The sequence below is a fragment of the Oryzomicrobium terrae genome, assembly GCF_008274805.1.
Taxonomy (GTDB): Bacteria; Pseudomonadota; Gammaproteobacteria; order Burkholderiales; family Rhodocyclaceae; genus Oryzomicrobium; species Oryzomicrobium terrae.
The window spans coordinates 2,117,647-2,139,647 of sequence record NZ_CP022579.1; the positions used below are offsets into that span (position 1 = coordinate 2,117,647).

Consider the following 22,001-nt stretch of genomic DNA (forward strand, 5'->3'; position numbering starts at 1 on the left):
GTCGTGCGGGACGGTGGGTTCGAAACCCGGAAGCCGCAGCAATACGGGTGCGAATTGTGTTGCAGCCATATGACCGTAGCCATTGTGGTCAACCCTATTGTGGTCAACCGCAACCCTGCCGCCCCGTGCCCTTCCCCCTTCCCAAATCAGCCTTGGGAGCCAATCCGCCCGAAGGCGGCGAACAACCCCTAAAATTGCGGCCATATGAGTGAGCACGACGCCCCCCCCATCGCCGGCCAGCCGGCCCTCCCGCCGACGGCGCCCAGCCACCACTGGGCCGGCACCTACCTGCTCATGCCCAAGCTGGCCATGGGCCTACTGGTGGTATCCCTGATCAGCCTGCTGTGGATCCTGCACCGCAACGAACTCGACGAGCAGCGCACCGCCCTGATCAAGGACATCCTGTGGATGGAGCAGAACCTGCGCTTCCACCTCTCGGGCATCGACGACCAGCTTTCCCAGCTCGGTCTCGATCTGACCCAGGACGCCCGGCCCGGTTCCACCTTCCAGGTGCGCACCCGCCACCTGGTCAAGAACAACGCCGAGCTTGAACAGGTGCTCTGGCTCGACGCCCAGGGCCGCCTCCTGGATGCGGTGCCGAGTGCCACCACCGGCCGCCAGGTCCTGGAGCCTTTTGGCGACACCAGCCTGAACTCGGCCCTGGCCAGCGCCTTCGACGCCGCGCGCAAACTGGGCAAACCCGTCTATGGCCAGCCCTACTCGGTTCCCCAACGCGGCACCGAGATCGAGATCTACGTGCCGGTGTTCCGCAACGGCCAGGTCAGCGGCATGCTGGTGGGGGTCTACTCCCTCAACAACCTGCTCAATTCGGTAGTGCCCTGGTGGTTCGCCGAGAAGTACCAGTTCCGCATCCTCGACGGCAACGGCGCCGTGCTGGCGGCCAAATCGAACATCGTCGGCGAGCTGGGGCTCGACTACCGCATCCCCTTCGACCCGCCCGGCCACGGCATGGTGCTCGAAGCCGCCACCTACAGCACGCCGGGCAACATGGCCCAGCGGCTCCTCGCCGCCGTGATCGTGGTCCTGGCCGCCGCCGTTTCCTGGAGCCTGTGGGCGATCCGCGGCCACATCCTGCGCCGCCTCGAAGCCGAACAGGCCCTGCGCGAGGAACACGCCTTCCGTAAAGCCATGGAAGACTCGACCATGGTCGGCATGCGCGCCCGGGACATGGCCGGACGGATCATTTACGTCAACCCGGCCTTTTGCCGCATGAGCGGCTATTCCCCCGACGAACTGATCGGCACCCGGCCACCGATGCCCTACTGGGATCCCGATCAGATGGACATGCACGAGTTCCAGAGTACCCGGGTGCTGGCCGGTCAGTCCCCCCAGGAAGGTTTCGAATCGCGCATCCGCCACAAGGACGGGCACATGGTGCACACCATGGTGTACGCCACCCCGCTGATCGACGCCTCGGGCAAGCAACGGGGCTGGATCAGCTCGGTGCTCGACATCACCGAGAAAAAGCGCATCGAGGCCCTGCAGCGCCAGCAGCAGGAGAAACTGGAGCAGACCGCCCGCCTCGTGACCATGGGGGAAATGGCCTCCACCATGGCCCATGAACTGAACCAGCCCCTCTCGGCCATCGCCAGCTACGCGGCAGGCTGCGCCAACATGCTGCGCCAGGAGGATCGGCCACCTGACCGGCAGGCCCTGCTGGCGGTCATCGACAAGCTGGCCGCCCAGGCCCAGCGGGCCGGCCGGGTGATCCGGCGCATCTACGACTTCGTACGCAAGAGCGCGCCCCAGCAAGAGGCCGTGCATCTGGACGAGGTGATCGAAGAGGCCGCCGGCTTTCTCGAAGCCGAAGCCAAGCAGCGCGGCGTCGTCCTCAACCTGAACCTCGCCCGGGGCCTGCCGCCGGTGGAAGGCGACCCCCTGCTGCTCGGCCAGGTGATGATCAACCTGCTGCGCAACGCCGTCGAGGCCGTCTCCGACCAGCCCCTGCACCGCCGCCGGGTCCGGGTCAATGTTCGGGCCAGCGACGACAGCAGCCAGATCGAGGTGCGGGTCGAGGATTCGGGCCCCGGCATCCCACCGGAGCAGGCCGAAAACCTGTTCACCCCCTTCTACACCACCAAGGCCGAGGGCATGGGCATGGGCCTGCCGATCTGTCGTTCGATCATCGAATCGCACCACGGCCACCTCAGCCTCGAGCCGCGCGAGGGGGGCGGCAGCGTATTTGCCTTCCGCCTGCCTCGGGAGGGCGCTACCATGGCGCCTGATTCGCTTTCGCCCCCCGCTTCTGCCCCCGTGTCCTCCCCTGCCTCTCCGCCCACTTCGACCCCCAACGCCACGCCATGAACGGAACCGTCCACATCGTCGACGACGACGAAGCCATTCGCGACGCCCTCGGCTGGCTGCTGCAATCCCGCGGCCTGGCCTGGCAAGGCTACGACTCGGCCGAAGCCTTCCACCAGGCGGTGGATCAGGCCCGGGCCGGCTGTCTGGTGCTGGACATCCGCATGGGCGGCATGAGCGGCCTGGAACTGTTCAACCTGCTCAGCGAACAGGGTTTCCCCCTGCCGGTGATCTTTCTCACCGGCCACGGCGACGTGCCCATGGCCGTCAGCGCCCTCAAGAAGGGCGCCTTCGATTTCTTCGAAAAGCCCTTCAACGACAACGACCTGGTGAACCGGGTGATCGAAGCCCTGGAAAACGACGCCCGCCGCCGCGACCAGGAAACCGCCTCGGATTCGATACGGCACAAGCTCGACGCCCTCACCCCCCGGGAGCGGCAGATCATGGACCTGATCCTGGCCGGCAAGTACAACAAGGTGATCGCCGACGAACTGTCGATCAGCATGCGCACGGTGGAAGTGCACCGAGCCAACCTGCTCGACAAGATGGGCGTGCGCACCGCCGTCGAACTGGCCCGTCTGCTGCAATCGGCCACGGAAGGGCGATCAGCCCCCTAAGTCGGGCCCCGGGCCACCGTGCGGTGGCGCGTGCGCCCCGGGCCCCCTACCCCGCCGCCGGCACCCACACCGGCAGGATGCCCGGCTCGTCCGGACCAGCCAGGCAATCGGCATCGACCCCGACCCCCGCCAGCCAGAGCAGGCGCTCATCGACTGCCAGGGCCGGCAGCAAGGCGCGCTGCCAGGGCGGCACCCCGGCCTCCTGAAACAAGCGCTGGGCATCGCGGCGATGCCGTCCCGGCGCCGGGCGCAACAAATCCCGGGAATGGCGTACCCGCAGCACCCCGCCGGAACCCAATAGGGACGCGCGAATCCCGATGCCCTGCCCGGAGACGAAGGAAACACGCCCATCCCCAAAGGGTACCTCTGCTTCTCCGCGCCAGTCCTGGGTTTCCGGGGTGGTGATAATTGGAAACAGCTCGATGTAAAGCTCGCCCCGCCACGCCGCCACCTGGTGGCGCCCCAGCTTGATGCGCGGCGCATCGCCGTGACCGTGGATGAACTGGCGCTCCATTTCAGCCAGCACCGCCTCGTCGGGCATGGGCGCCCCGGCGCAACGCAGCCAGTAACGCAGCAGGTTGCGCCGCCGCGCCGGCGACAAGGCCGCCAACGCCGCCACGGCAAGCCGACCGGACGGGGTGCGGGCCTGGGCGGCATCCTCTTCGGCGCGCTCGTCGAGAAGCGCCGCCGCCTCGGCAAAGTGCCCGGCGGCCCGGGCCAGGGTGGCGCCCGCCCGGGGGAAACGGCCGGTCAGCCGGGGCAGAATGTCCTGGCGCAAGAAATTGCGCGCGTAATCGGTATCGGCATTGCTCGGATCGTCGATCCAGGCCGCCCCCTCCTGGCGCTCCAGCCACCCCTGCAGCAAGGCCCGGGGCGTCTGCAACAGGGGGCGCAGCAGGAGCAGGGGCGCCCCAGCGGGCCGGGGCAGCCGGCGTTCGGCGGCCATGGCCGCCGCGCCGTTCACGCCACTGCCGCGCAGCAAGCGGAACAGCAGGGTTTCGGCCTGGTCGTCCTGGTGGTGGGCCAGGGCCAAGGCATCGGCGCCGCTGGCGAGAAAAGCGGCGTAGCGCGCCTCCCGGGCCGCGCCTTCCAGGCCAGCCGGGTGGTTGCGGGGTACCTGGACGCGCACCACTGCAAGGGGAATATCCAGGCGCCGGCACAAGTCAGCGCAAAAGTCGGCCCAGTGATCGGCCTCGGCGGTCAGGCCGTGATGGACGTGCAGGGCCGACAGGCGCAAACCGCCCAGACCATGCGGCCCGGCCTTGCGGCATACGGTATGGCAGAGGAGCAGCAAGGCCACGGAATCGCGCCCGCCGGAAAGCCCCACGCACAACGAGGCGTCGGGTTTCAGGCGGGCGCGCAGGAAAGCGGCGAGATGGTCGGGCAGACCGGCCAGGGCGGCCAGGCTAGGCGCCGGGAGCGCCACCGGGGCAGCGGTCCCATTGGCTCCATCGGCCGGAACGGCGGGCCGGGAAGCCGCTGCAGAAGCAGAGTCGGGCGTGGCCGCCGGGCGACCGCTCAGGTCGCCGAGCGGATCAGCGCGGCTCTTCTTCCTTGAATCGGCCATAGGCCATCAGTCGGTCGAAGCGGGTTTCCAGCAGTTCGGTGGTGGACAGGCCGGACACCTGCTTCAAGGCGTCCTGGAGGGACTTCTTGAGGGTCTGGGCCATGGCGGCATGGTCGCGGTGGGCGCCGCCGGCAGGCTCGTTTACGATCTTGTCGATCAGCCCCAGGGTCTTCAGCCGCGGCGCGGTGATCCCCATGGTTTCGGCCGCCTCGTTGGCCTTGTCGGCGCTCTTCCACAGAATGGAAGCGCAGCCTTCGGGGGAGATCACGGAGTAGGTCGAGTACTGCAGCATCTGCACCACGTCACCCACGGCGATGGCCAGGGCGCCGCCGGAACCGCCTTCACCGATGATGGTGACGATGATCGGGGTCTTCAGTTCGGCCATCACGTACAGGTTGCGACCGATGGCCTCGGACTGACCCCGCTCCTCGGCGTCGATGCCGGGGTAGGCGCCCGGGGTGTCCACGAAGGTGAACACCGGGATCTGGAACTTTTCCGCCAGCTTCATCAGCCGTTCGGCCTTGCGGTAGCCCTCAGGGCGCGGCATGCCGAAGTTGCGGAAGATCTTTTCCTTGGTGTCGCGGCCCTTCTGGTGGCCGATGACGACGCAGGGCTGGCCGTTGAAGCGGGCCAGGCCGCCCACGATGGCCTTGTCGTCGGCAAAGCTCCGGTCGCCGTGCAATTCTTCAAAATCGGTGAAGATGCGCGAGACGTAGTCCAGGGTGTAGGGGCGTTGCGGGTGGCGCGCCACCTGGGCGGTTTGCCAGGAGGAAAGCTTGGCGTAGATGTCCTTGGTGAGCGTCTGGCTCTTCTTGGACAGGCGCTCGATCTCTTCCGAGATGTCCACCGCCGAGTCTTCCTGCACGAAGCGCAGTTCCTCGATCTTGTTTTCGAGTTCGGCGATGGGTTGTTCGAATTCTAGAAAGCTGGTTTTCATCAGCAGCAGACTGCTCCCGCAAGGGAGGCTGACTTGAGAGGGGCGCCCATTTTACCCGAATCGGGCCATTCAACCGCCCTTTCCGCACAGTCCGCGCCAGGCCTGGCCGACAAGCGGTTTGCCGGGGGGGGGGGGCGGGACAAAAAGACGTGGCGGGACGAATTCCCTCGTCCCGCCACGCCGGATGCGGCAATACACATACAGCTCAGGTCCTCATACAGGCATCGCCGCAAACCCCGAGTTGAGACGCAGCCGGCGCCGCGCCACCACGCCGAGCATGCCCAGGCCGCCCAGCATCATCAGCCATTCGGCGGGTTCGGGAACCGCCGCCACGCTGACCAGATATGAACCGCCGGCCGCGCCGGTGATGTCACCGGTGAAGTCGATGTGGTACTGGCCCGATCCGGGCAGGTTGAAGGTGAAGGTTCCGTTATTGCCGGGGAAGGTGCCGTAAGTGAAGTTACCCAGGGGGTGGAAGTTGTCCCACAGGGTGCCGGTCAGATTGGAGATGCCGAAGATCGATCCGCCATTGCCCAACTGGATGGATACCGCAGACGCGGCGATCCCGGTGCCCGTCAGGTTGAAGTTGAGGGTATCGAAGAACGAACCGCTTTCACCCGCATGGTTGAAGTTGTAAACGATCGGCGAGCCAGGCGAAACGCTGGTCGTATACGTCTGGCCAGTCGCAGCGAATGCCGCCGTGGTGCATGCAGCCGAGATGATCCCGGCCAAAACAAGTTTTTTGAACATGTTGACTCTCCTTGGGCCACGCAAAGAACGGAAAACCCTTGCCCCCAGCCCCTTTCCAGCAGGGGCTCTGGCTTACTTCGGGATTCCAACCGCTCGAAAATCACGCTCGCCGCACAGTTGGGGTTTCCAACTGCCGACTTACAGCTAAAGTTAGATGACAGCAGGGAGCCAAGAAATAGTCCGACCGCACTAGACCCCCAAAGGCAGGCGGCGGGCAAATAAAGCAGTGGGAGCAGGACAGATGGGCGCACCATCACGCCTTGGCATGTCCCCAGGTGCCACCGGTTGGCCGGGCGCCGCGTGTTCAGGGTCGATCATTGCCTTTGCCGCCGGGCATTTTTTGTCCTTGCGCCAAGGCGATTCGCCGTCTAAGCCCACTCCGGGTGGCGGCCCTCAATAGTCCGATCGGGCCATGTCGATCGAGCGCAATTTGTTATCTGATCAGGGTAAGACCTTGCCGGCAGCAGGGCTACACCGATCAATAACATCAACCTCCGAGCTTCGGCCCCGGGGATTGCCCTCTCAAGACGCCATGTCATTTTTCTCTCACCTCTCGGTCGATGAGCTAGGCATGTTTCTGCGCCTGGTGAGGGACTCCCTTGCCGTGCGTCGGCACCTGGAGCTCTTTGAGTGGCTCCAGGGTGACCTGCAACGCTTTTTGCCCCACCAGGTGGCGATCGCCGCCTGGGGCAACTTCGCGGTAGGCGTCATCCATTTCGACGTGGTGTCGTCCCTGCCCGGCCTGCGTACCGTGCAACTGGAGGACCGGGAGATCTGCCCGATTCTCAGCCGCCTGTTCAGCCGCTGGGAACACACCGCCCGCACCCCGATCTGCGTCAATCCCCAGGACGAGTGCCTGCAGGATGTGACCGCCAGCCCCGATGTGGCCAAGGTGCTCGCCAAGAGCAGCTCGGCCCTGGTGCACGGCATCAAGGACGAGCGGGGCCAGCACGACTGCCTCTACGTCATCCTCGGTGCCAGTCCGCTGCAGGAACCGCGCTGCCGGGACGCCCTGCAAGTGCTGCTGCCCTACCTGGACACGGCCCTGCGCCAGGTCAGCCACCTGCCCGCCCAACAGCCGGTGGAGCGGGACGACGATGCCGAGCTGACCAACGACTTCGGTTTGAGCGGCCGCGAACTGGAGATCATGGAATGGGTGATGAAGGGCAAGACCAACCAGGAGATCGGCATGATCCTGGACATCAGCGCCTTCACGGTGAAGAACCACCTGCAGCGCATCTTCAAGAAGCTCGATGTGCTCAATCGGGCCCAGGCCGTCGCGAAGCTCTACAAATGAACACCACCACCGACCCCGCCCTCCAGGCGGCGGCCTCGGTGCCGCCGCCCCACTCCCATTCCCATTCCAGCCGTTTCCGCCGGCCGGCCTACCCGGGCCTGGGCCGGGACAACGTGCTGTCGATCATCGAGGCTCTGCTCGAACCCCTGGTTCTGGTGCTTACCCTGTGGGTCGTGGACGTGCGCGTCAACGGCGCGCTGACCCCGCCGATCCTGATCGTTTCCCTGGTGCTGTTCTCGGTCACTTTTCCCGGGCCATCGCGGCTGCGCCAGCCCTGGACCCGGGCCCTGCGCGGCATCCTCACCTCCTGGGTGGTGATCACCTCCCTGATCCTCTTTTGCGGCTACGCCACCCGCTACATCCATCAGTTCGAGCCGCGCACCATCGAAACCTGGCTGTGGCTGGCGCCCATCAGCCTGGTGGCCAGCCACCTGGTCTTTCGCCTGGCTGCCCCGCGCCTGATGCTGGCCCAGCAGGCCCCACGGCGGGCGATCATCGTCGGCATCAACGAGCAGGGGGCGGAGCTGGCCCGGCGCATCGCCGCCAACCCCTACTCCGGCGTTTCCGTGCTGGGCTTTTTCGACGACCGCCACCCGGCGCGCATCGCCGAAGAAGGGGATTTCACCCTGCTCGGCGCGATCCGCGACCTGCCCGAGTTCGTCAAGCACAACCGGGTGCAGATCCTCTACCTGTCCCTGCCCATGGCCACCCAGCCGCGCATCCTGCAACTGCTCGACGAACTGCGCGACACCACCGCCTCGATCTACTTCGTCCCCGATATCTTTCTCACCGACCTGATCCAGGGGCGCATGGACAGCATGTGCGACATGCCGGTGGTGGCGGTGTGCGAAACCCCCTTCACCGGGGCCAACGGTTTCGTCAAACGGCTCTCGGACGTGGTGCTGGCCAGCCTGATCCTGGTCCTGATCTCGCCCCTGCTGCTGCTCATCGCCCTGGCCGTGCGCCTCACCTCGAAAGGGCCGGTGATCTTCCGCCAGCGCCGCTACGGTCTCGACGGACAGGAGATCATCGTCTACAAATTTCGCTCGATGGTGGTCTGCGAGGACGGCGGCACCATCGACCAGGCCCACAAGCACGACGCCCGGATCACGCCCTTGGGCGCCTTCCTGCGCAAGAACTCCCTGGACGAGCTGCCCCAGTTCGTGAACGTGCTGCAGGGGCGCATGAGCATCGTCGGCCCACGTCCCCACGCTGTGGCCCACAACGAGCTGTATCGCAAGCTGATCAAGGGCTACATGATCCGCCACAAGGTCAAGCCTGGCATCACCGGCTGGGCCCAGGTCAACGGCTGCCGGGGCGAGACCGACACCCTGGAGAAGATGCGCGCCCGCATCGACTACGACCTGGACTACCTGCGCAACTGGTCCCTGCGCCTCGATTTGTTCATCATCCTCAAGACCGTCTGGGTGATGTTCCGCGACCAGCAGGCCTATTGAGGACCACGGTGAGGCTCCGCCATGATGCGCCGCGCTCTCCGCTGCCTCCGCCCCCCTCCGGCGTCACGGCCCGCTGCGTCGCAGCGGGTGTTTTCGACCGCAGCCGCCCTGGCGCTCTTGTTTCCGTTACTGGCGGTCAGCACTACCGTCTGGGCCGACCGCCCGGCCCCGGCCAGCACCGCCAAAGCAACCAAGATGGCCAAGGCCGCCAAGGCGCCCTCCGACCCATCGGCCCCCTACCGCCTCACCCTGCCCCCCCAGGCCCCATACCGGGCCACCATTCCCGCCGCCGCCACCGCTACCTCCTCCCGTAGCTTTTCCCCTGGGGGAGCCACGGCCCATCCGGGCGGCGGCCTGGCCATCCAGCCGGCCATTGCCCAGCGCCCCTACGCCCGGGAAATCGCTGCTGCCGCCCGGGAACATGGGGTGGATGCCGCCCTGATCCACGCCGTGGTGGCGGTCGAATCGAACTACCACCCCGATGCCCGTTCGCCCAAGGGGGCCCAGGGATTGATGCAACTGATGCCGGACACCGCCCGGCGCTACGGCGGCCGCCCCGATCCGGTCCGCCCCGAGGACAACCTGCGCGCCGGCACCCGGTACCTGCGCGACTTGCTCGACCAGTTTCCCGCCCGACTCGATCTTGCCCTGGCCGCCTACAACGCCGGCGAGAACGCGGTGCGCCGCTACGGCAATCGCATCCCCCCCTATGCCGAAACCCGCCAGTACGTGCCGGCAGTGATGACCCGTTTCAGCGCCTGGCGGCGCACCCCCTGGCAGATCGATGCCGCCGCCGACAGCGCCGCCTGGCACCTGGACCCGCGCGCCCTGGCGGCCTGGCGGCAACGCCCGGCCGACCCCGGCAGCCATCTCGGCCCCCTCGCTGCCACCCCGTCCTTGGGAGAGTTCCATGGGAATGACCGCCCGGATCACTAGGCAGATCACCGACTACGACAATCCGGCGGCCCTGGCCACCCGGTTGCGGCAGAAGCGCATCGCGCCCCTGGTCGAACTGATTCGCCAGGCCCACGCCCGCCACGGCGAAGTCCGCATCGTGGACGTGGGCGGCACCCGGGCCTACTGGAACATCCTGCCTGCCGGGCTCCTGGCCGAATGCCGGGCCCAGGTCACCCTGGTCAACCTGCAGCCCCCCGGCCCTGCCGCCACGGCGGGAGACACGTTCCACTACCACCAGGGCGACGGCTGCCGGCTCGACGAATTCGCCGACGGGGCGTTCCACATCGCCCATTCCAACTCGGTGATCGAGCACGTTGGCGACTGGGCACGGATGGAGGCCTTTGCCCGGGAAACCCGGCGCCTGGCCGAGAGCTATTTCGTCCAGACCCCCAACTTCTGGTTCCCCCTGGAGCCCCACTGGATGACCCCCTGCTTCCACTGGCTGCCCGAGCCATGGCGGATCGCCCTGGTGCTGCGCTACAGCCTGGGCAACATGGAACGCTGCGCCACAGTGGACGCGGCCTGCCGCCAGGTCGAAAGCGCCCGGCTGCTCGACCGACGCCGCTTCGCCCACCTCTTTCCGGAGGCCCGGCTGGTCACCGAGCGCTTTTTCGGCCTGCCCAAATCCCTGATCGCCATTCGGGAAGCCAGCCCGCTGCCGGGCTGAAGGATGAGTCACTGCACGATCATCCGCGCCGTGTTCCAGAAGGTGTAGCGGGTCAGGGAATTGGGGCACGGGTCGTTGTACAGGTAGTTGCCGATGATCGAGGTGTGAGGGGTGGTGGCCAGGGCATTGAGGGTCGGGCCAATCAGCCACACCACTTGCTTGCCTGCGACCCAGACCTTCCAGTAGCCCGATCCCCCAGCGGCCTGATAGCGCTCATCCAGGTAGGCCTCCATCTCGATATGGATCGGCTGGTGGCGCGGTAATCCATAGACGGTGCCGACCCGGGACGACGGCTCCTTGCCGCCCCGGTAGCCGAAGAACATCATCAGCGCCCCGGGCGTGCGGGGGTCGGTATCCACGTTGATGGTCAAGGCTGCCACGTTGTCGCCGGGTTTCAGTTCCCAGATCAGCACCGGACTCACCCCGTTGGGCGTCAGCACCCACTCGTAACCCGCATCCGTCGAACCCATCTGCACGTCGAACACCCAGGACACCGTGCGCCGCGACGGCACGGCAAATGACACCATCTGGGTGCGGCAACGCCCGGCAAAGGGCTGGTCGCCCATGATCGTGCCGAGGATGGTGGTGCCGTAACGACGCTGGATGCGCGGCGGGTAGCCGTCACTGAGGATGCTGGCCCCTACCAGCACCGTCGCGCCCGTGGTCGGCAGCCACAGGTTGAAGGTGGCCATGTCCGGCACCAGGGTGATCGGATTGACGAAGGGTTTGCCGCCGCCGAAATCGAAGGTGCGCGGTTTGTCGCTGATGTTCACCGCCACCGGCTTGCCCTGGACCAGCACCTGGTAGGGCGACTTGGCCGTAAACGCCGGGGTCGTATTCAGGTAGGGCTCGGACTGGGTCAGGCTCTGCTGCAACTGCATCTGGGCCGGCACCGGCGGCGCCACCGCCAGCAAGGCCACACATAAAACGACGAGCAGCGCCGCCGCACCGCCCCCCGGCACCCGGCACCGCCGCCGTGAAGAAAAACAGGGCTTCATGTCCACATCCTTTCGCTTGCCGTGGCCCGGGCTCCTCATGGAAACCAGGCGCTGGAACGCGGCCAGTAGCGCGTTCCAGCGCCTGCACCAGGGAGCCGGCGACGCACCGGCCGATTTTTCACTGCACGATCATGCGGGCCGTGTTCCAGAAGGTGTAGCGGCTCAGGGTGTTCGGACAGGGATCGTTGTAGAGGTAATTGCCGATGATCGACGTATGGGGAGTGGTCGCCAGGGAATTAAGGGTCGGCCCGGTCAGGTTCACCACCTGCTTGCCCCCCACCCAGACCTTCCAGTAGCCCATGCCCCCGGCACTGGGATAGCGCTCGTCCAGGTAGGCCTCCATCTCGATGTGGATCGGCTGGTGGCGCGGCAAACCGGACACGCTCCCCACCCGGGTCGAGGCCTCGGTACCGCCCCGGTAGCCGAAGAACATCATCAGCGATCCCGGATTGGCCGGGTCCGTATCCACGTTCACGGTCAGGGCCGCCACGTTGTCGCCGGGTTTCAGCTCCCAGATCAACACCGGACTCACCCCGTTAGGCGTCAGCACCCACTCGTAGCCCGCATCCGTCGAGCCCATCTGCACGTCGAACACCCAATAGGCCTTGCGCCGGGACGGCACGGCAAACGAGATCATCTGGGTGCGGCAACGCCCGGCGAAGGGCTGGTCACCGGCGAGGGTGCCGAGCACCGTGGTGCCGCTGCGCCGATCGATGCGCGGCGGGTAGCCGTCGCTGAGGATCTTGGAACCGACCAGCACCGTCGCCCCCGAGGTGGGCAACCACAGGTTGAAGGTGGCCATGTCCGGCACCCCGGTGTAGGGATTGACGAAAGGTTTGCCACCGCCGAAATCGTAGGTGCGTTGCACCCCGCCAATGCTCACCGCGACAGGCGCCCCGTTGACCAGGACGCTGTAGGGATAGGTGGCGGTAAACGAGGTGGTGGTGCTCAGATAGGGCTCGGTGGTGGACGTCGAGGTGGAGGTGGTCGTAGTCGTGGTGGTGGTGCTCGTACTGGTGCTGGTGCTCGTACTCGGGCTGGTCGTGGTGGTTGTGGTGGAGCCCGAGGTCTGGTTCTTTTTCGGCGCGGCCGTCGCCGGGAAAGCTAGCGTTACTGCGGCCAAGAGCAGCGCGGACGCGGCCAGCCGTCGCCCCGCCGCCGGAGCCTGGCCGCAGCGCCGCGAGGCGCCTAAGGGTTGGGGTGTCATTTCGGTTTCCTTTCACTGGCTTCGCCCGAAATAAAGTCGCGGATATGTTCGATCAGGTCGTCGCACGCGACGCCGCGGATAGCCTGGGGCGGCAGGATCTCCTGCCACCGATTCAGCGCTTCCGCCAGATCCGCCTCATCCATCACCACCCGGATACCGGGCTTTTCGGTCAGCCACCGGGCCGTGGCGACTTGGTGATCATTGCGGGTTTCCTTGAGACTCCCCCGCCGCGGCAGCACGATCAGCGGCTTGGCCCGTTCGGCCGCGCTGATCACCGTGCCCATGCCGGCGTGGGAAACGATCAGGTCGGCGCGGCGGAACAGGGCGTCGAAGCGCGCCGGGTCCAGGTTCCGCACCCATTCCATGGCCCGGGGCGCCAGGGTCGAGGCCCCGATCTGGGCCACCACCTTCACCTCGGGCTGGTGCAGCGCCCAGCGCTCCACCGCCTGGATCAGGCGGTCGAAGGGCATCTGGGAGCCCACCGTGACGAACACCAGGGGCATGTGCCCCCCTTCCTGGGTCGGTAGTCCGCCCCACAGGTCGCTACGCAGATCGGTGATCGCACCCATGTCGCTCTCCTGTCATCCGTCGGGCCTAGAGCACCGACCCCAGGTAATGGGGGCCTTCCGGCCGGGCCAGGTGGGGCCACTGGGTCAGCCACAGGTCGGCATGGGGGCCGATTCGCCGGCCCGACAGGGAGACTTCCTCGACGTTGGCGATGCTGTCCAGCCAGATGGTGCGCGCGCCCAACAGCTTGCCCAGGCGCAGGGCCAGGTAGCCCGGGGCGGCGCCGGTGGACAGCACCACGTCGGGCCGTTCGCGCAGCAGGATGCGCAGCAGCTGGAAGCACAGCACCAGCAGCCCCCAGCGATCCCAACGGGTCGCATCGCGCACGCAATAAAAGCGGCAATCGGGGGGCAGGTCGCTGCCGTATTCGGCCTGCACGGTAACGAAGGCCGCGTCGCTGCCGGCCACCGCCGGGATCAGGCGGCGCAACTGGACCCAGTGGCCGCCGCCGGAGGCCACCGCCAGCACCCGCCGGGGCCGGCCGTTCTTTTTCTTCGCGTCCATCACAACTCCTTGCACCCCACCCCCGAAACCCCACGACTGGCGGGCTTCTCCAGGGCATACCCTTGAAACCCCGCGTCCCTATTGGTTCTCCAGCATGGCCTCTTGCCGAGGCCCGTCCATGCTTGCGATCCGGCCAGGAGCTGGATCGGCGCCCATCGTCTGCGGCCCCAGCCAGCGTTCCTGCCAGGCGCAGAACATCAGCACCGACCACATCTTTTCCGCCTGACCGGCCCGCCCGGCCAGGTGGGCCTGCCAGGCGCCGTCGATGGCCCGCCAGTCGAGCAGGTCCGCCGTGCGCCGCCGCCCCGCCGCCAGCACCGCCTCGGCCCAGCCGCGCAGATCGCCGGCCAGCCAGGCCCCGATCGGCGCCGAAAAACCCTGCTTGGGCAGATCGACGATCTCCCGCGGGACGAACCCGAACAGCAACTCGCGCAAGATCCGCTTGGTGGCGCCGCGGCTCGCCTTCATCGACGAGGGCAGGCGCCAGGCATACTCCACCACCCGGTGGTCGAGCAGGGGCGAACGGGCCTCCAGGGCCACGGCCATGGTGGCTCGGTCCACCTTGGCAAGCAGGTCGCCGGGCAGGTAGTGGAGGATTTCCCAGAACTGCATCGCCTCCGCCGCATCGCCGGCGAGCACGCCCGGACAGACGTAGAAATCCCCGTCCCGGGACGCGTCCGGCAGCCAGCCGGGCACCAGGGTCTCGGGCTCCCAGAACGACAGAAAAGCCTGGGCACGCCGCCCCGGGTCGTCCAGGGCCAGGGAGCGGGACAGCTTGGCCACCTTCGAGGCGAGAAAGCGCGGCCGGCGCCGGGCCGGCAAGGCCCGCGACAGGGAATCCCAGACCTGGCCCGGCACGTCCCCCAGGCCCCGGGCCAGGGGCGCGCGCAGGGCATGAGGCAGGTGATGCAGTGCGCCGGCCAGGCCGTACTGGCTGCGGTAGCGGGCGTAGCCGCCGAAGGGCTCGTCGCCGCCGTCGCCGGTGAGGGCCACGGTGACCTGGCTGCGGGTCAGACGGGCAAGCAGGTAGGTGGGGATCTGGGAGGCGTCGGCAAAGGGCTCGTCGAAAATCTGCGGCAGCTGGGGCACCACATCCTGGGCCTCGGCCTCGGTCACGCGCAGTTCGCTGTGCTCGGTGCCCAGATGGCGGGCCACCGCCCGGGCCACCGGGGCCTCGTCGTAGAGCTGGTCGGCGAAGGCGATGGAAAAGGTACGCACCGGCCGGGGGCTGTGCTCCTGCATCAACGACACCACCAGGCCGGAGTCGATGCCGCCGGAGAGGAACGCCCCCAGGGGCACGTCCGCCAGCATGCGGCTGCGGGTGGCCAGGCGCAGCCGTTCGAGCAGCCCCTGGCGGGCCTCTTCCGGATCGCCGATGGGCGCTTCCTTGCCCGCCAGCACCGCATCGACCAGGCGCCAGTAGGCGATGCTGCGCGCTGCCTGGCTCAGCTCGGGGCCCAGGGTCATGACCGTGCCCGGTAGCACCTTGCTCACGCCGGCAAAGATGGCGGCGTGCTCGGCCACGTAGCCAAAGCGGAAGAATTCCCCCAGGGCCTGCCGGTCGATGGCCGGGGCGAAGCCCGGCAGGGCCCACAGGGACTTGAGTTCCGAGGCGAAAGCCAGGCCGCCGCCGGGGGCGGCATAAACGTACAAGGGCTTCTTGCCCAGCCGGTCCCGGGCCAGGGTCAGGGTGCCGTCGCGCCGGTCCCACACGGCAAAGGCGAACATGCCGACAGCCTTGCGGCAGGCGGCCAGGGTCCCCCAGGCGGCGATGGCCTCCACCAGCACCTCGGTATCGCTGCTGGAGCGGAAGCGCACCCCGTCGCGCACCAGCTCCTCGCGCAGTTCGGCGTGGTTGTAGATCTCGCCGTTGAACACCAGCACGTAGCGACCGTCGGCCGAGAGCATGGGCTGGTGTCCGCCCGGGGTCAGGTCGACGATGGCCAGGCGGCGATGGGCCAGGCCGACCAGGATGTCCCGGCCGTGCCGGCTGCGCTGGTCGAACCAGAAGCCTTCGTCGTCCGGACCGCGGTGGGCGATGGCGGCGGCCATGCGCGCCAACACCCGGAGCGGGTCGTGGCGCCCCCGGACATGGCCAGCCCCTTCCTGCGCCATCAAGGCGGAGGTGTCAGCCGGCAGGACGAATCCGCATAGTCCGCACATCACGAAGGCTCCACGGTTGGGGCTCCCGGCGCCGCATCCAGGGCGCCGCCGGCCGGGATGCCGGGCAGCCAGCCCAACTCCCGGTACAGCCGCGCCATCTCGGCCAGTACCCGTTCCTTAGCATAGACGGTCCGGACCCGTTCTTCCCCGGCCGCGCCGAGCCGGGCACGCCGGGCCCCATCCGCCGCCAGATCGGCCAGGGCCGTCGCCAGGGCAGCGACATCGCCCGGGGCGACCAGCAGACCGGCCAACGCCGCGTCAGGGCCATCCGGCGCCGCCTCGGCCGCGCCCAGGGCATCGGGGATGCCGCCAACCTGCGTCCCCAGCACCGGAATGCCCCGCCCCATGGCCTCCAACACCCCCATCGGCAAGCCTTCGAAATAGGAGGGCAGGACGAACAGATCGGTAGCCGCCCATAGGGCTTCCCTGGCCGCCCCCTCGACCCAGCCGGGGAAGGCGAAACACTCCGCCACCCCAAGCTGGCGGGCCCGTGCCAGCAACGGCGCGGCATTGCCATCGCCGCCGCACGTCACCCGCAAGGTGGCGGCCAGGGAGGGATCGCGAGCCACCGCGACCCCCACCGCCTCAACCAGATCGAACACGCCCTTTTCCCGCCACAGGCGGCCGAGAAACAACACCCGCAGACGCCCCTGCCCGGTCCCGGCCCTGCCCCCCCCTGCCTGCGCCTGCCTGGCCGATTGCAACTCCCGCTCCCGCGCCGCCTGTGCTCCCGGATGCCACTCCACCGGGTTGGCCAGCACCCGGAAGGTGGCCCGGGGCGCCAGGGCGGCGATGGCCCCGCGCCAGCCCGGGGTGAGCACCCAGACCTGGCTGACCCCCTCCAGCACCCCGCGCACGGCACGGCGCTGCCACGGCCTCAGGCTCGCCACCCAGGTGGGGAAAGTGCCGTCGTGCAGATGCAGCACCGTGGGATGGCCCCAGGCCCGGGCCAGCAGGAGAAACACCGATTTGCGCCAGAAACTGCCTCGCCCCGCCGTATGGGCATGCACCCCGGCCACCTGCCCGGTCAGCAGCCAGGAGAGAAAGTGTCCCAGGGCGAGCAGCGCGGTGCCCAGCCGGTCGCCGGGGAAACGGTTGCGGTAGGTGGCAAGAAACCGCACCGGCCAGGTGGCGAACACCCCGGCGTCCCGGTAGGTGCGCAGCACCGCGGTGATGCCCCCGAGCGCCGTGAAATCGGTGCCGAGCATGACCACGACGCGGGGCGGCGCGCCGTTCGCGGGCGGGGCTGTGGCCTGGTTCGGGGTGTCCATGGCGGTTCTCGGTACGGGGGCGGTGCGTTCAGAAGAAACGGTCGTAACGGGGCAGGTCTTCCGGTCGGTTGATGCGCACGACCCGGGCGGGAATGCCCACCGCCACCCCGTAGGGCGGCACGTCTTCGAGCACCACGGCATTGGCCCCCACCGAGGCGAAGCGGCCGATGCGCACCGGCCCCAGCACCTTGGCCCCGGAGCCGATGAAGGCGCCCTCCTCGATCACTGGCACCACCTCGTGGCCGGAGCGGCCGCCGATGGTGACACCGGTGGAAATCACCGCGCCGTCGCCGATCCACGCCCGGCCGTGGATCACCGTGCCCAGCCCCTGGTAGGAGAGCAGCACCTGACGGCCCAGGTGGCAGGACGGCGGCAGCACCACGCCGAAGACGATGCGGTTCACCACCTTGATCGCCCAGGGCAGGAAGGGCACCCGCCAGCGCCACAGCAGGTGCGAGAGACGATAGAGACGGATCATCATGGCCGCGGCTCCGGCATCAGGGGCGCCGCAGCCGCAGTCGCGGCCAGCCCCCCGCCCTGTCCAGCACCGAGGCCCGTGGGCCGGGCGGCGAGCAGGCGCCCCAGGGCGGCGGCCCCGGCCTGCGCCCGGGCCCGCCATTCCGGCAGGCGCTCGGCGAGCTGGGCGTGCAAGCCATCCTCGTCGGCTTCCAGGCGCCGGCGTGCCGCCAGCAGGGTCGCGGCACTGACCCGGGCGGTGTCGAGCACGTAGTCCTCGTGACCGAACAGGTCCCGGTTGATGCCCCGGGCCTTGACGCTGTAGGCGATCGACACCGTGGGCACCCCCGAGGAGAGGGCAGCGATGGTGGCGTGGGTGCGGGCGCCGATGAACAGGCGGCAGCAGGCGATGATGTATTTCAACTGGGGCGCGTTGGGCTGGCCGGTCACCAGACCGACCCGGCCGTCCAGGGAGCCGGTCAGGGCCAGGATCTCGCCCAGGAACACCTGGTCGTTGTTGCCCCCCTGGCCGCTCAGGGGCGCCACATGGGGCACCAGCAGCACGCTCCAGCCCTCGGCCACCGAGGCGCGGATGAACTCCGCCACTTCCCGGCGCAAGTCGCCGCTCACCCCGGCCTTGGCCCGTACCCGCTCGATCAGGGGGCTGACGTTGAGGCCCAGGACCCCGCGCCCTCCGGCCCGGCCAATGCCCGGATCGTGGCTGGCCAGCTGGTTCCGGGTCAGGGCGCCCCGGGGCCAGCCGGGAATGGGCTCCAGGGGTTCGGGAACCATGGTGAAGGCGGAATCGGCGACCTGGAGCACGTTGTCGCGTACCCCGAGGGAGGCCAGGTAATCCCGGGAATGGCTCTCGCGCACCGCGATCAGGTCGAGGTGGCGCAGGTGGGCGGCCAGTTGCGCCTCCACCCCCGGCAGCCGGGAGAACGGCCCCACCGAGGCCCCCCACAGAAGCACCGGTTTACCCAGGCGCTTGGCCGCCTCGGCAATGCCGACGAAGTAGAAGAGCGAGGCCAGGTCGTAATCCAGGGAATAGTTGTCGCCGCCGATCGACAGCACGGCATCGCAGCTGCGCAGTTGTCCCGTCAGTTCCGCCCCCGGAGACAGGGTCGGCCAGGGCAGGCGAGCGAGCAGCGGCAGGCGCCGGGTCAGGCGCTCCCAATGGACGAAGCGGTGTGGCAGCGGCGGTGGCGCGACGAAACGGACGCCCTGGGCGCTGGCGTCGGGCCACTGGGCGCTGTCCCGGGGAATGTCGAGGGACGGCACAAGGAATTCGGCCGGCCCCAGGGCCTCGCGCACCAGGCCGACGGTGGAACGCACCAGGGCTTCGCAGCCCCGGTTGCCGAAGTTGTTCTGGCCGGTGAGATAAAAGCGCAGGGGGCGCACGGCGGCTCCTGGCGTCGGGGTGGATGGATCGGAACTCATGATGGGTCGCTCCGGAGAAGGATGAGCGGAATCGGCAGGGTCGGACGGGCCGCATCTGGGTCGATCCCGGCGCACTGGCGCTACAGGACGTGCAGTTGCCCCCCCGCCTCCCGCCGGGGGCTCTGGGTCACCCGCAGGCGCTCGGGCAAGTGCCCGACGGCAAGCAGGAAGATGACGCACTGGTCGTCGGGAATGCCGGTGGCCGCCTTGAGCGCCTGGTCGGCGGCCGGCTCCACGCTCCAGTTCAGGCAACAGGTACCCAGCCCCAGGGAATGGAGGGCATAGATCAGGCTCATGGCGAACAGGCCGCCGTCGATCCAGGGCTGGTAGCGCTCGCCCACGGTGAGGAAGCAATCGAGCCGGGTGGTGACGACCAGGATCGTGCCGGCCTGGTGGCCAAAGCCCCGGTTGCCGTTCTGCAGGGCCAGGGCCTGGGCGCGGATGACCGGGTCGTCGAGCACGTACACCTGGCCGGCCTGGCGGTTGCACACCGACGGGCTGTGGGCGGCCATCTCCACGGCGGCGCGGATCAGGTCCAGATCCACCGCCCGGGGCGCGAACTGGCGGATGCTGTGGCGGGCGGCAAAGAAGGCGCGCAGGTCGAGGCGGGCGTCGCGCCACAGGGATTCCCGCTCCACCAGCCGGGTCCCGCCCTGCTCGTGGCGGAGGGCATGGCGCGCGCGCAACCGCTCCACCTCCATGGTCAGGCGCGGCATGGGCAGACCCTGGCCGTGGTTGAAAGCCAGATACTCGGTCAGGGTGTTGACCGCCTCCAGGCTGACGGTGTCGGGGGCAAAACGCGCCAGGTACTCGTCCAGGTCGGCGCGCAGGGTCGCCACCGCATCGGCGCCGAAGCCGGGGCGCGGTTCGGACAGGGCCAGGCCCTTTTCCAGGCGGTGGTAAGTCTTGCGGATAGCGGCCTGCAACACCCCCTGGGAGCGGCTGCCCGGCGCCGCGGCGTGACCCAGCACCCCGGAGTGACGCAGGAACTGCAGCCGGTCGTAGCGGCTGGCCCGCCGCATCTGCCAGCGGGTCCGCAAGCCACGCCACAGGCCGATCAGGCGCTGTCCCGCACCGCCGGGCAGGCCCAGCAGCAGACGGCGCAAGGTTTGGCGCAGGGAGGCGCCGCCCTCCCCTTCCCAGTTGTTCACCACCGCCAGGTTGCCCTGGGCCTCTCCCCCTGCCGTCATGATCCGGCTCCTTTTGAAAAATGCTGGTCGGGATTGGGTTGATGTCGATTGCGTCGTGCCCTACCAGAACCACCAGCGCAGCGGCAGCACCTTGCCCAGCACGTCCCGCTCCCGTCCGGTAAAGGGTTTCAGCCCCGCCGCCAGGGTCAGAAAGCTCGCTCCGGCCAACAGGCCGTGGCCCAGCAGGGCCCAGCCGCCCACAGCCGGCCCCGGGAGCAACGCCGTGGTGAGCAGGTAAGCCGCCCCGGTGGCGACCAGCAGGCGCAGCCAGCCGCCAACCAGCACCTGCAGCGGCAACAGGCCATGGCGGGCCAGGCTGAGGGCCACCGTGGCGCACCACAGCAACTCGCCGCCGATCAGGGACCAGGCCACCCCGGGCAAGCCAAAACGGGGGGCCAACACCAGGGCGAAGGGCAAGGCCAGGCCTGCCAGCAAGGTCGCGACGATGTTGGCGCCGGCCCGTTCCAGGGTCACCGCCACCAAACCCAGCACCAGGTGCACGCTCTGCACCGCCACCAGCAGCACCAGCCAGAACAGCATCGCCCCGGCATCGCCGTAACGGCCGCCGCTGAGCAGGGCGGCGAAGGCCCGCCCATCGAGGGCGAAAAAGACCGCCACCGGAGCCAGGACGAACAGGTTGAGCTTGAGGGCCAGGCCGGCCAGCCAGGCCAGTTCCGCCGTGTCGCGACGCTCCACGTAGCGCGCCACCAGCAGGGGACGGATCCAGCCGGTCAGCAGGTAGGCCGGCAGGTAGCTGCGGATGATGTCGGCGAAGGCCTGGGCAAAGCCGAACACCGCGGTCTGGGTTACCCCCAGGAGGCGGGTGGTCAGCAGTTTGAGGATGTCGGCCCCGTACAACTGACCCAGGGCCTGAACCAGGAAAAAACGCAGGGACACGCTGGCCAGGCGGGGATTGGCGTAATGGGGATCGCCGCCCGACACGGCGTTGCTATGAAGATGGCCGGCCAGCAGCCCCGCCCCGAGTACGACCGAGCCTAACTGCACCAGGGCCTCCAGCAGCACCAGGGCATGCAGCGCCACTGGCCCGCCGCCCATCAGGGCGACCAGGGCCGCCAGGCGGACGGCGTTGCGCAAGAAGAGCAGGCCCTGGGTGGCGCCCTGCATGAGCAGAGCGGCAAACAGTTCGTCGAGAAAGCGCACCATGACGCCCGCCACCAGCAGGGCCACGGTGCCGCCGAGCAGGGGGCCGCCCAGGGCCGCGACCGGCCCTTCCCGAGCAATCCAGCCCTGCTCCAATCCGGCCAGGGCCACGCCGGCGATCAGGGCGACGAAGCCCAGGGCCAGGGCCAGACGCAGGGCGAGCAGCCGCAGGATGAAGGTACGAAAACGGCCCGGACTGGCCTTCACCCGGTATTCGGCCACGTAGCGCTGGGCAATGGTGGACAGGCCCCAACCGGTGAGCAGGTAGAAGATTTCGAGAAACGCCAGGAGGGCCACGTAGGCGCCGTAATCCCGGGGCGCCAGGGCGCGTACCAACACCAGCAGCAGTACCAGGCCGGTCAGGGCGGCGGCGACCTTGCCCAGGCCGAAATGGATCAGGCTGCTACGGGCCCGCCCCAGGGTGTAGGGAACCCCCATGTTCATGGTGGCGGCCATGGCATCGTCCGTCCAAT

Annotated in this window: 19 protein-coding genes; 6 read left to right on the forward strand and 13 right to left on the reverse strand. The window is 68.4% G+C overall.

Annotated elements, in window-relative coordinates:
- The first annotated feature begins 204 nt into the window (after positions 1-204).
- Entirely contained in the window at positions 205-2,325 is a 2,121-nt protein-coding gene (locus tag OTERR_RS09660) for a sensor histidine kinase (protein ID WP_149425624.1), read from the forward strand.
- Positions 2,322-2,939 (forward strand): response regulator transcription factor, encoded by a 618-nt coding sequence (locus OTERR_RS09665; protein WP_149425625.1) that lies wholly within the window; start codon positions 2,322-2,324, stop codon positions 2,937-2,939. The genes OTERR_RS09660 and OTERR_RS09665 overlap by 4 nt, the downstream gene beginning before the upstream one ends.
- 46 nt (positions 2,940-2,985) lie before the next feature.
- Here OTERR_RS09665 and tilS read toward each other — a convergent pair whose 3' ends face one another.
- The 3 genes from tilS to OTERR_RS09680 all read right to left on the reverse strand — a co-directional run bounded on the left by tilS (position 2,986) and on the right by OTERR_RS09680 (position 6,193).
- Entirely contained in the window at positions 2,986-4,506 is a 1,521-nt protein-coding gene (gene tilS, locus OTERR_RS09670; RefSeq protein WP_149425626.1) for a tRNA lysidine(34) synthetase TilS, read from the reverse strand.
- Complete coding sequence (locus tag OTERR_RS09675) at positions 4,475-5,443, reverse strand: acetyl-CoA carboxylase carboxyltransferase subunit alpha (RefSeq protein WP_054621079.1); 969 nt, start codon at positions 5,441-5,443, stop codon at positions 4,475-4,477. The genes tilS and OTERR_RS09675 overlap by 32 nt, the downstream gene beginning before the upstream one ends.
- Positions 5,444-5,656: 213 nt before the next feature.
- The gene (locus tag OTERR_RS09680; RefSeq protein WP_054621356.1) at positions 5,657-6,193 is read right to left on the reverse strand and encodes an FxDxF family PEP-CTERM protein; all 537 of its coding nucleotides are present in this window, start codon (positions 6,191-6,193) and stop codon (positions 5,657-5,659) included.
- A gap of 571 nt (positions 6,194-6,764) precedes the next feature.
- Here OTERR_RS09680 and epsA point away from each other — a divergent pair.
- The 4 genes from epsA (at position 6,765) to OTERR_RS09700 (ending at position 10,571) form a co-directional block, all read left to right on the forward strand.
- Positions 6,765-7,490, forward strand: coding sequence for an XrtB/PEP-CTERM-associated transcriptional regulator EpsA (gene epsA, locus OTERR_RS09685; RefSeq protein WP_223115918.1), 726 nt, complete (start codon positions 6,765-6,767; stop codon positions 7,488-7,490).
- Positions 7,487-8,947, forward strand: coding sequence for an undecaprenyl-phosphate glucose phosphotransferase (locus OTERR_RS09690; protein WP_082396984.1), 1,461 nt, complete (start codon positions 7,487-7,489; stop codon positions 8,945-8,947). The genes epsA and OTERR_RS09690 overlap by 4 nt, the downstream gene beginning before the upstream one ends.
- Before the next feature lie 87 nt (positions 8,948-9,034).
- Positions 9,035-9,883: a lytic transglycosylase domain-containing protein gene (locus tag OTERR_RS09695; protein ID WP_246154107.1), complete on the forward strand. Its 849-nt coding sequence runs from the start codon at positions 9,035-9,037 to the stop codon at positions 9,881-9,883.
- Entirely contained in the window at positions 9,864-10,571 is a 708-nt protein-coding gene (locus tag OTERR_RS09700; RefSeq protein WP_054621359.1) for a class I SAM-dependent methyltransferase, read from the forward strand. The genes OTERR_RS09695 and OTERR_RS09700 overlap by 20 nt, the downstream gene beginning before the upstream one ends.
- A gap of 8 nt (positions 10,572-10,579) precedes the next feature.
- Here the strand turns inward: OTERR_RS09700 and OTERR_RS09705 are convergent, their stop codons facing one another.
- The 10 genes from OTERR_RS09705 to OTERR_RS16595 form a co-directional block, all read right to left on the reverse strand.
- Positions 10,580-11,569, reverse strand: a complete 990-nt coding sequence (locus tag OTERR_RS09705; RefSeq protein WP_149425627.1) for a hypothetical protein — start codon at positions 11,567-11,569, stop codon at positions 10,580-10,582.
- 118 nt (positions 11,570-11,687) lie between these two features.
- Positions 11,688-12,776: a hypothetical protein gene (locus OTERR_RS09710; RefSeq protein ID WP_156313400.1), complete on the reverse strand. Its 1,089-nt coding sequence runs from the start codon at positions 12,774-12,776 to the stop codon at positions 11,688-11,690.
- The gene (locus OTERR_RS09720) at positions 12,773-13,345 is read right to left on the reverse strand and encodes a glycosyltransferase (RefSeq protein WP_054621362.1); all 573 of its coding nucleotides are present in this window, start codon (positions 13,343-13,345) and stop codon (positions 12,773-12,775) included. Before OTERR_RS09720 ends, OTERR_RS09710 begins: the two co-directional genes overlap by 4 nt.
- A gap of 25 nt (positions 13,346-13,370) precedes the next feature.
- Entirely contained in the window at positions 13,371-13,847 is a 477-nt protein-coding gene (locus OTERR_RS09725; RefSeq protein WP_054621363.1) for a glycosyltransferase family protein, read from the reverse strand.
- 78 nt (positions 13,848-13,925) lie between these two features.
- Complete coding sequence (gene asnB, locus OTERR_RS09730) at positions 13,926-16,010, reverse strand: asparagine synthase (glutamine-hydrolyzing) (RefSeq protein ID WP_149425628.1); 2,085 nt, start codon at positions 16,008-16,010, stop codon at positions 13,926-13,928.
- Positions 16,010-17,281 (reverse strand): glycosyltransferase family 4 protein, encoded by a 1,272-nt coding sequence (locus tag OTERR_RS16590; RefSeq protein ID WP_187775210.1) that lies wholly within the window; start codon positions 17,279-17,281, stop codon positions 16,010-16,012. Before OTERR_RS16590 ends, asnB begins: the two co-directional genes overlap by 1 nt.
- 28 nt (positions 17,282-17,309) lie before the next feature.
- Positions 17,310-17,762, reverse strand: a complete 453-nt coding sequence (locus OTERR_RS09740; RefSeq protein ID WP_223115920.1) for a serine O-acetyltransferase — start codon at positions 17,760-17,762, stop codon at positions 17,310-17,312.
- Positions 17,759-19,177, reverse strand: a complete 1,419-nt coding sequence (locus OTERR_RS09745) for a polysaccharide pyruvyl transferase family protein (protein WP_149425630.1) — start codon at positions 19,175-19,177, stop codon at positions 17,759-17,761. Before OTERR_RS09745 ends, OTERR_RS09740 begins: the two co-directional genes overlap by 4 nt.
- An 80-nt stretch (positions 19,178-19,257) precedes the next feature.
- The gene (locus OTERR_RS16150; protein WP_223115921.1) at positions 19,258-20,367 is read right to left on the reverse strand and encodes a nitroreductase family protein; all 1,110 of its coding nucleotides are present in this window, start codon (positions 20,365-20,367) and stop codon (positions 19,258-19,260) included.
- A 60-nt stretch (positions 20,368-20,427) separates the two neighbouring features.
- Positions 20,428-21,984 (reverse strand): lipopolysaccharide biosynthesis protein, encoded by a 1,557-nt coding sequence (locus OTERR_RS16595; RefSeq protein ID WP_149425631.1) that lies wholly within the window; start codon positions 21,982-21,984, stop codon positions 20,428-20,430.
- Positions 21,985-22,001 lie beyond the last annotated feature (17 nt).

What these genes read in the sequence shown, in the direction of transcription:
- OTERR_RS09660 (WP_149425624.1), top strand. Translation starts at nt 205, where the DNA reads ATGAGTGAGCACGACGCCCCCCCCATCGCCGGCCAGCCGGCCCTCCCG.
- OTERR_RS09665 (WP_149425625.1), top strand. Translation starts at nt 2,322, where the DNA reads ATGAACGGAACCGTCCACATCGTCGACGACGACGAAGCCATTCGCGAC.
- tilS (WP_149425626.1), bottom strand. Translation starts at nt 4,506, where the DNA reads ATGGCCGATTCAAGGAAGAAGAGCCGCGCTGATCCGCTCGGCGACCTG.
- OTERR_RS09675 (WP_054621079.1), bottom strand. Translation starts at nt 5,443, where the DNA reads ATGAAAACCAGCTTTCTAGAATTCGAACAACCCATCGCCGAACTCGAA.
- OTERR_RS09680 (WP_054621356.1), bottom strand. Translation starts at nt 6,193, where the DNA reads ATGTTCAAAAAACTTGTTTTGGCCGGGATCATCTCGGCTGCATGCACC.
- epsA (WP_223115918.1), top strand. Translation starts at nt 6,765, where the DNA reads ATGTTTCTGCGCCTGGTGAGGGACTCCCTTGCCGTGCGTCGGCACCTG.
- OTERR_RS09690 (WP_082396984.1), top strand. Translation starts at nt 7,487, where the DNA reads ATGAACACCACCACCGACCCCGCCCTCCAGGCGGCGGCCTCGGTGCCG.
- OTERR_RS09700 (WP_054621359.1), top strand. Translation starts at nt 9,864, where the DNA reads ATGACCGCCCGGATCACTAGGCAGATCACCGACTACGACAATCCGGCG.
- OTERR_RS09705 (WP_149425627.1), bottom strand. Translation starts at nt 11,569, where the DNA reads ATGAAGCCCTGTTTTTCTTCACGGCGGCGGTGCCGGGTGCCGGGGGGC.
- OTERR_RS09710 (WP_156313400.1), bottom strand. Translation starts at nt 12,776, where the DNA reads ATGACACCCCAACCCTTAGGCGCCTCGCGGCGCTGCGGCCAGGCTCCG.
- OTERR_RS09720 (WP_054621362.1), bottom strand. Translation starts at nt 13,345, where the DNA reads ATGGGTGCGATCACCGATCTGCGTAGCGACCTGTGGGGCGGACTACCG.
- OTERR_RS09725 (WP_054621363.1), bottom strand. Translation starts at nt 13,847, where the DNA reads ATGGACGCGAAGAAAAAGAACGGCCGGCCCCGGCGGGTGCTGGCGGTG.
- asnB (WP_149425628.1), bottom strand. Translation starts at nt 16,010, where the DNA reads ATGTGCGGACTATGCGGATTCGTCCTGCCGGCTGACACCTCCGCCTTG.
- OTERR_RS16590 (WP_187775210.1), bottom strand. Translation starts at nt 17,281, where the DNA reads ATGGACACCCCGAACCAGGCCACAGCCCCGCCCGCGAACGGCGCGCCG.
- OTERR_RS09740 (WP_223115920.1), bottom strand. Translation starts at nt 17,762, where the DNA reads ATGATGATCCGTCTCTATCGTCTCTCGCACCTGCTGTGGCGCTGGCGG.
- OTERR_RS09745 (WP_149425630.1), bottom strand. Translation starts at nt 19,177, where the DNA reads ATGAGTTCCGATCCATCCACCCCGACGCCAGGAGCCGCCGTGCGCCCC.
- OTERR_RS16150 (WP_223115921.1), bottom strand. Translation starts at nt 20,367, where the DNA reads ATGACGGCAGGGGGAGAGGCCCAGGGCAACCTGGCGGTGGTGAACAAC.
- OTERR_RS16595 (WP_149425631.1), bottom strand. Translation starts at nt 21,984, where the DNA reads ATGGCCGCCACCATGAACATGGGGGTTCCCTACACCCTGGGGCGGGCC.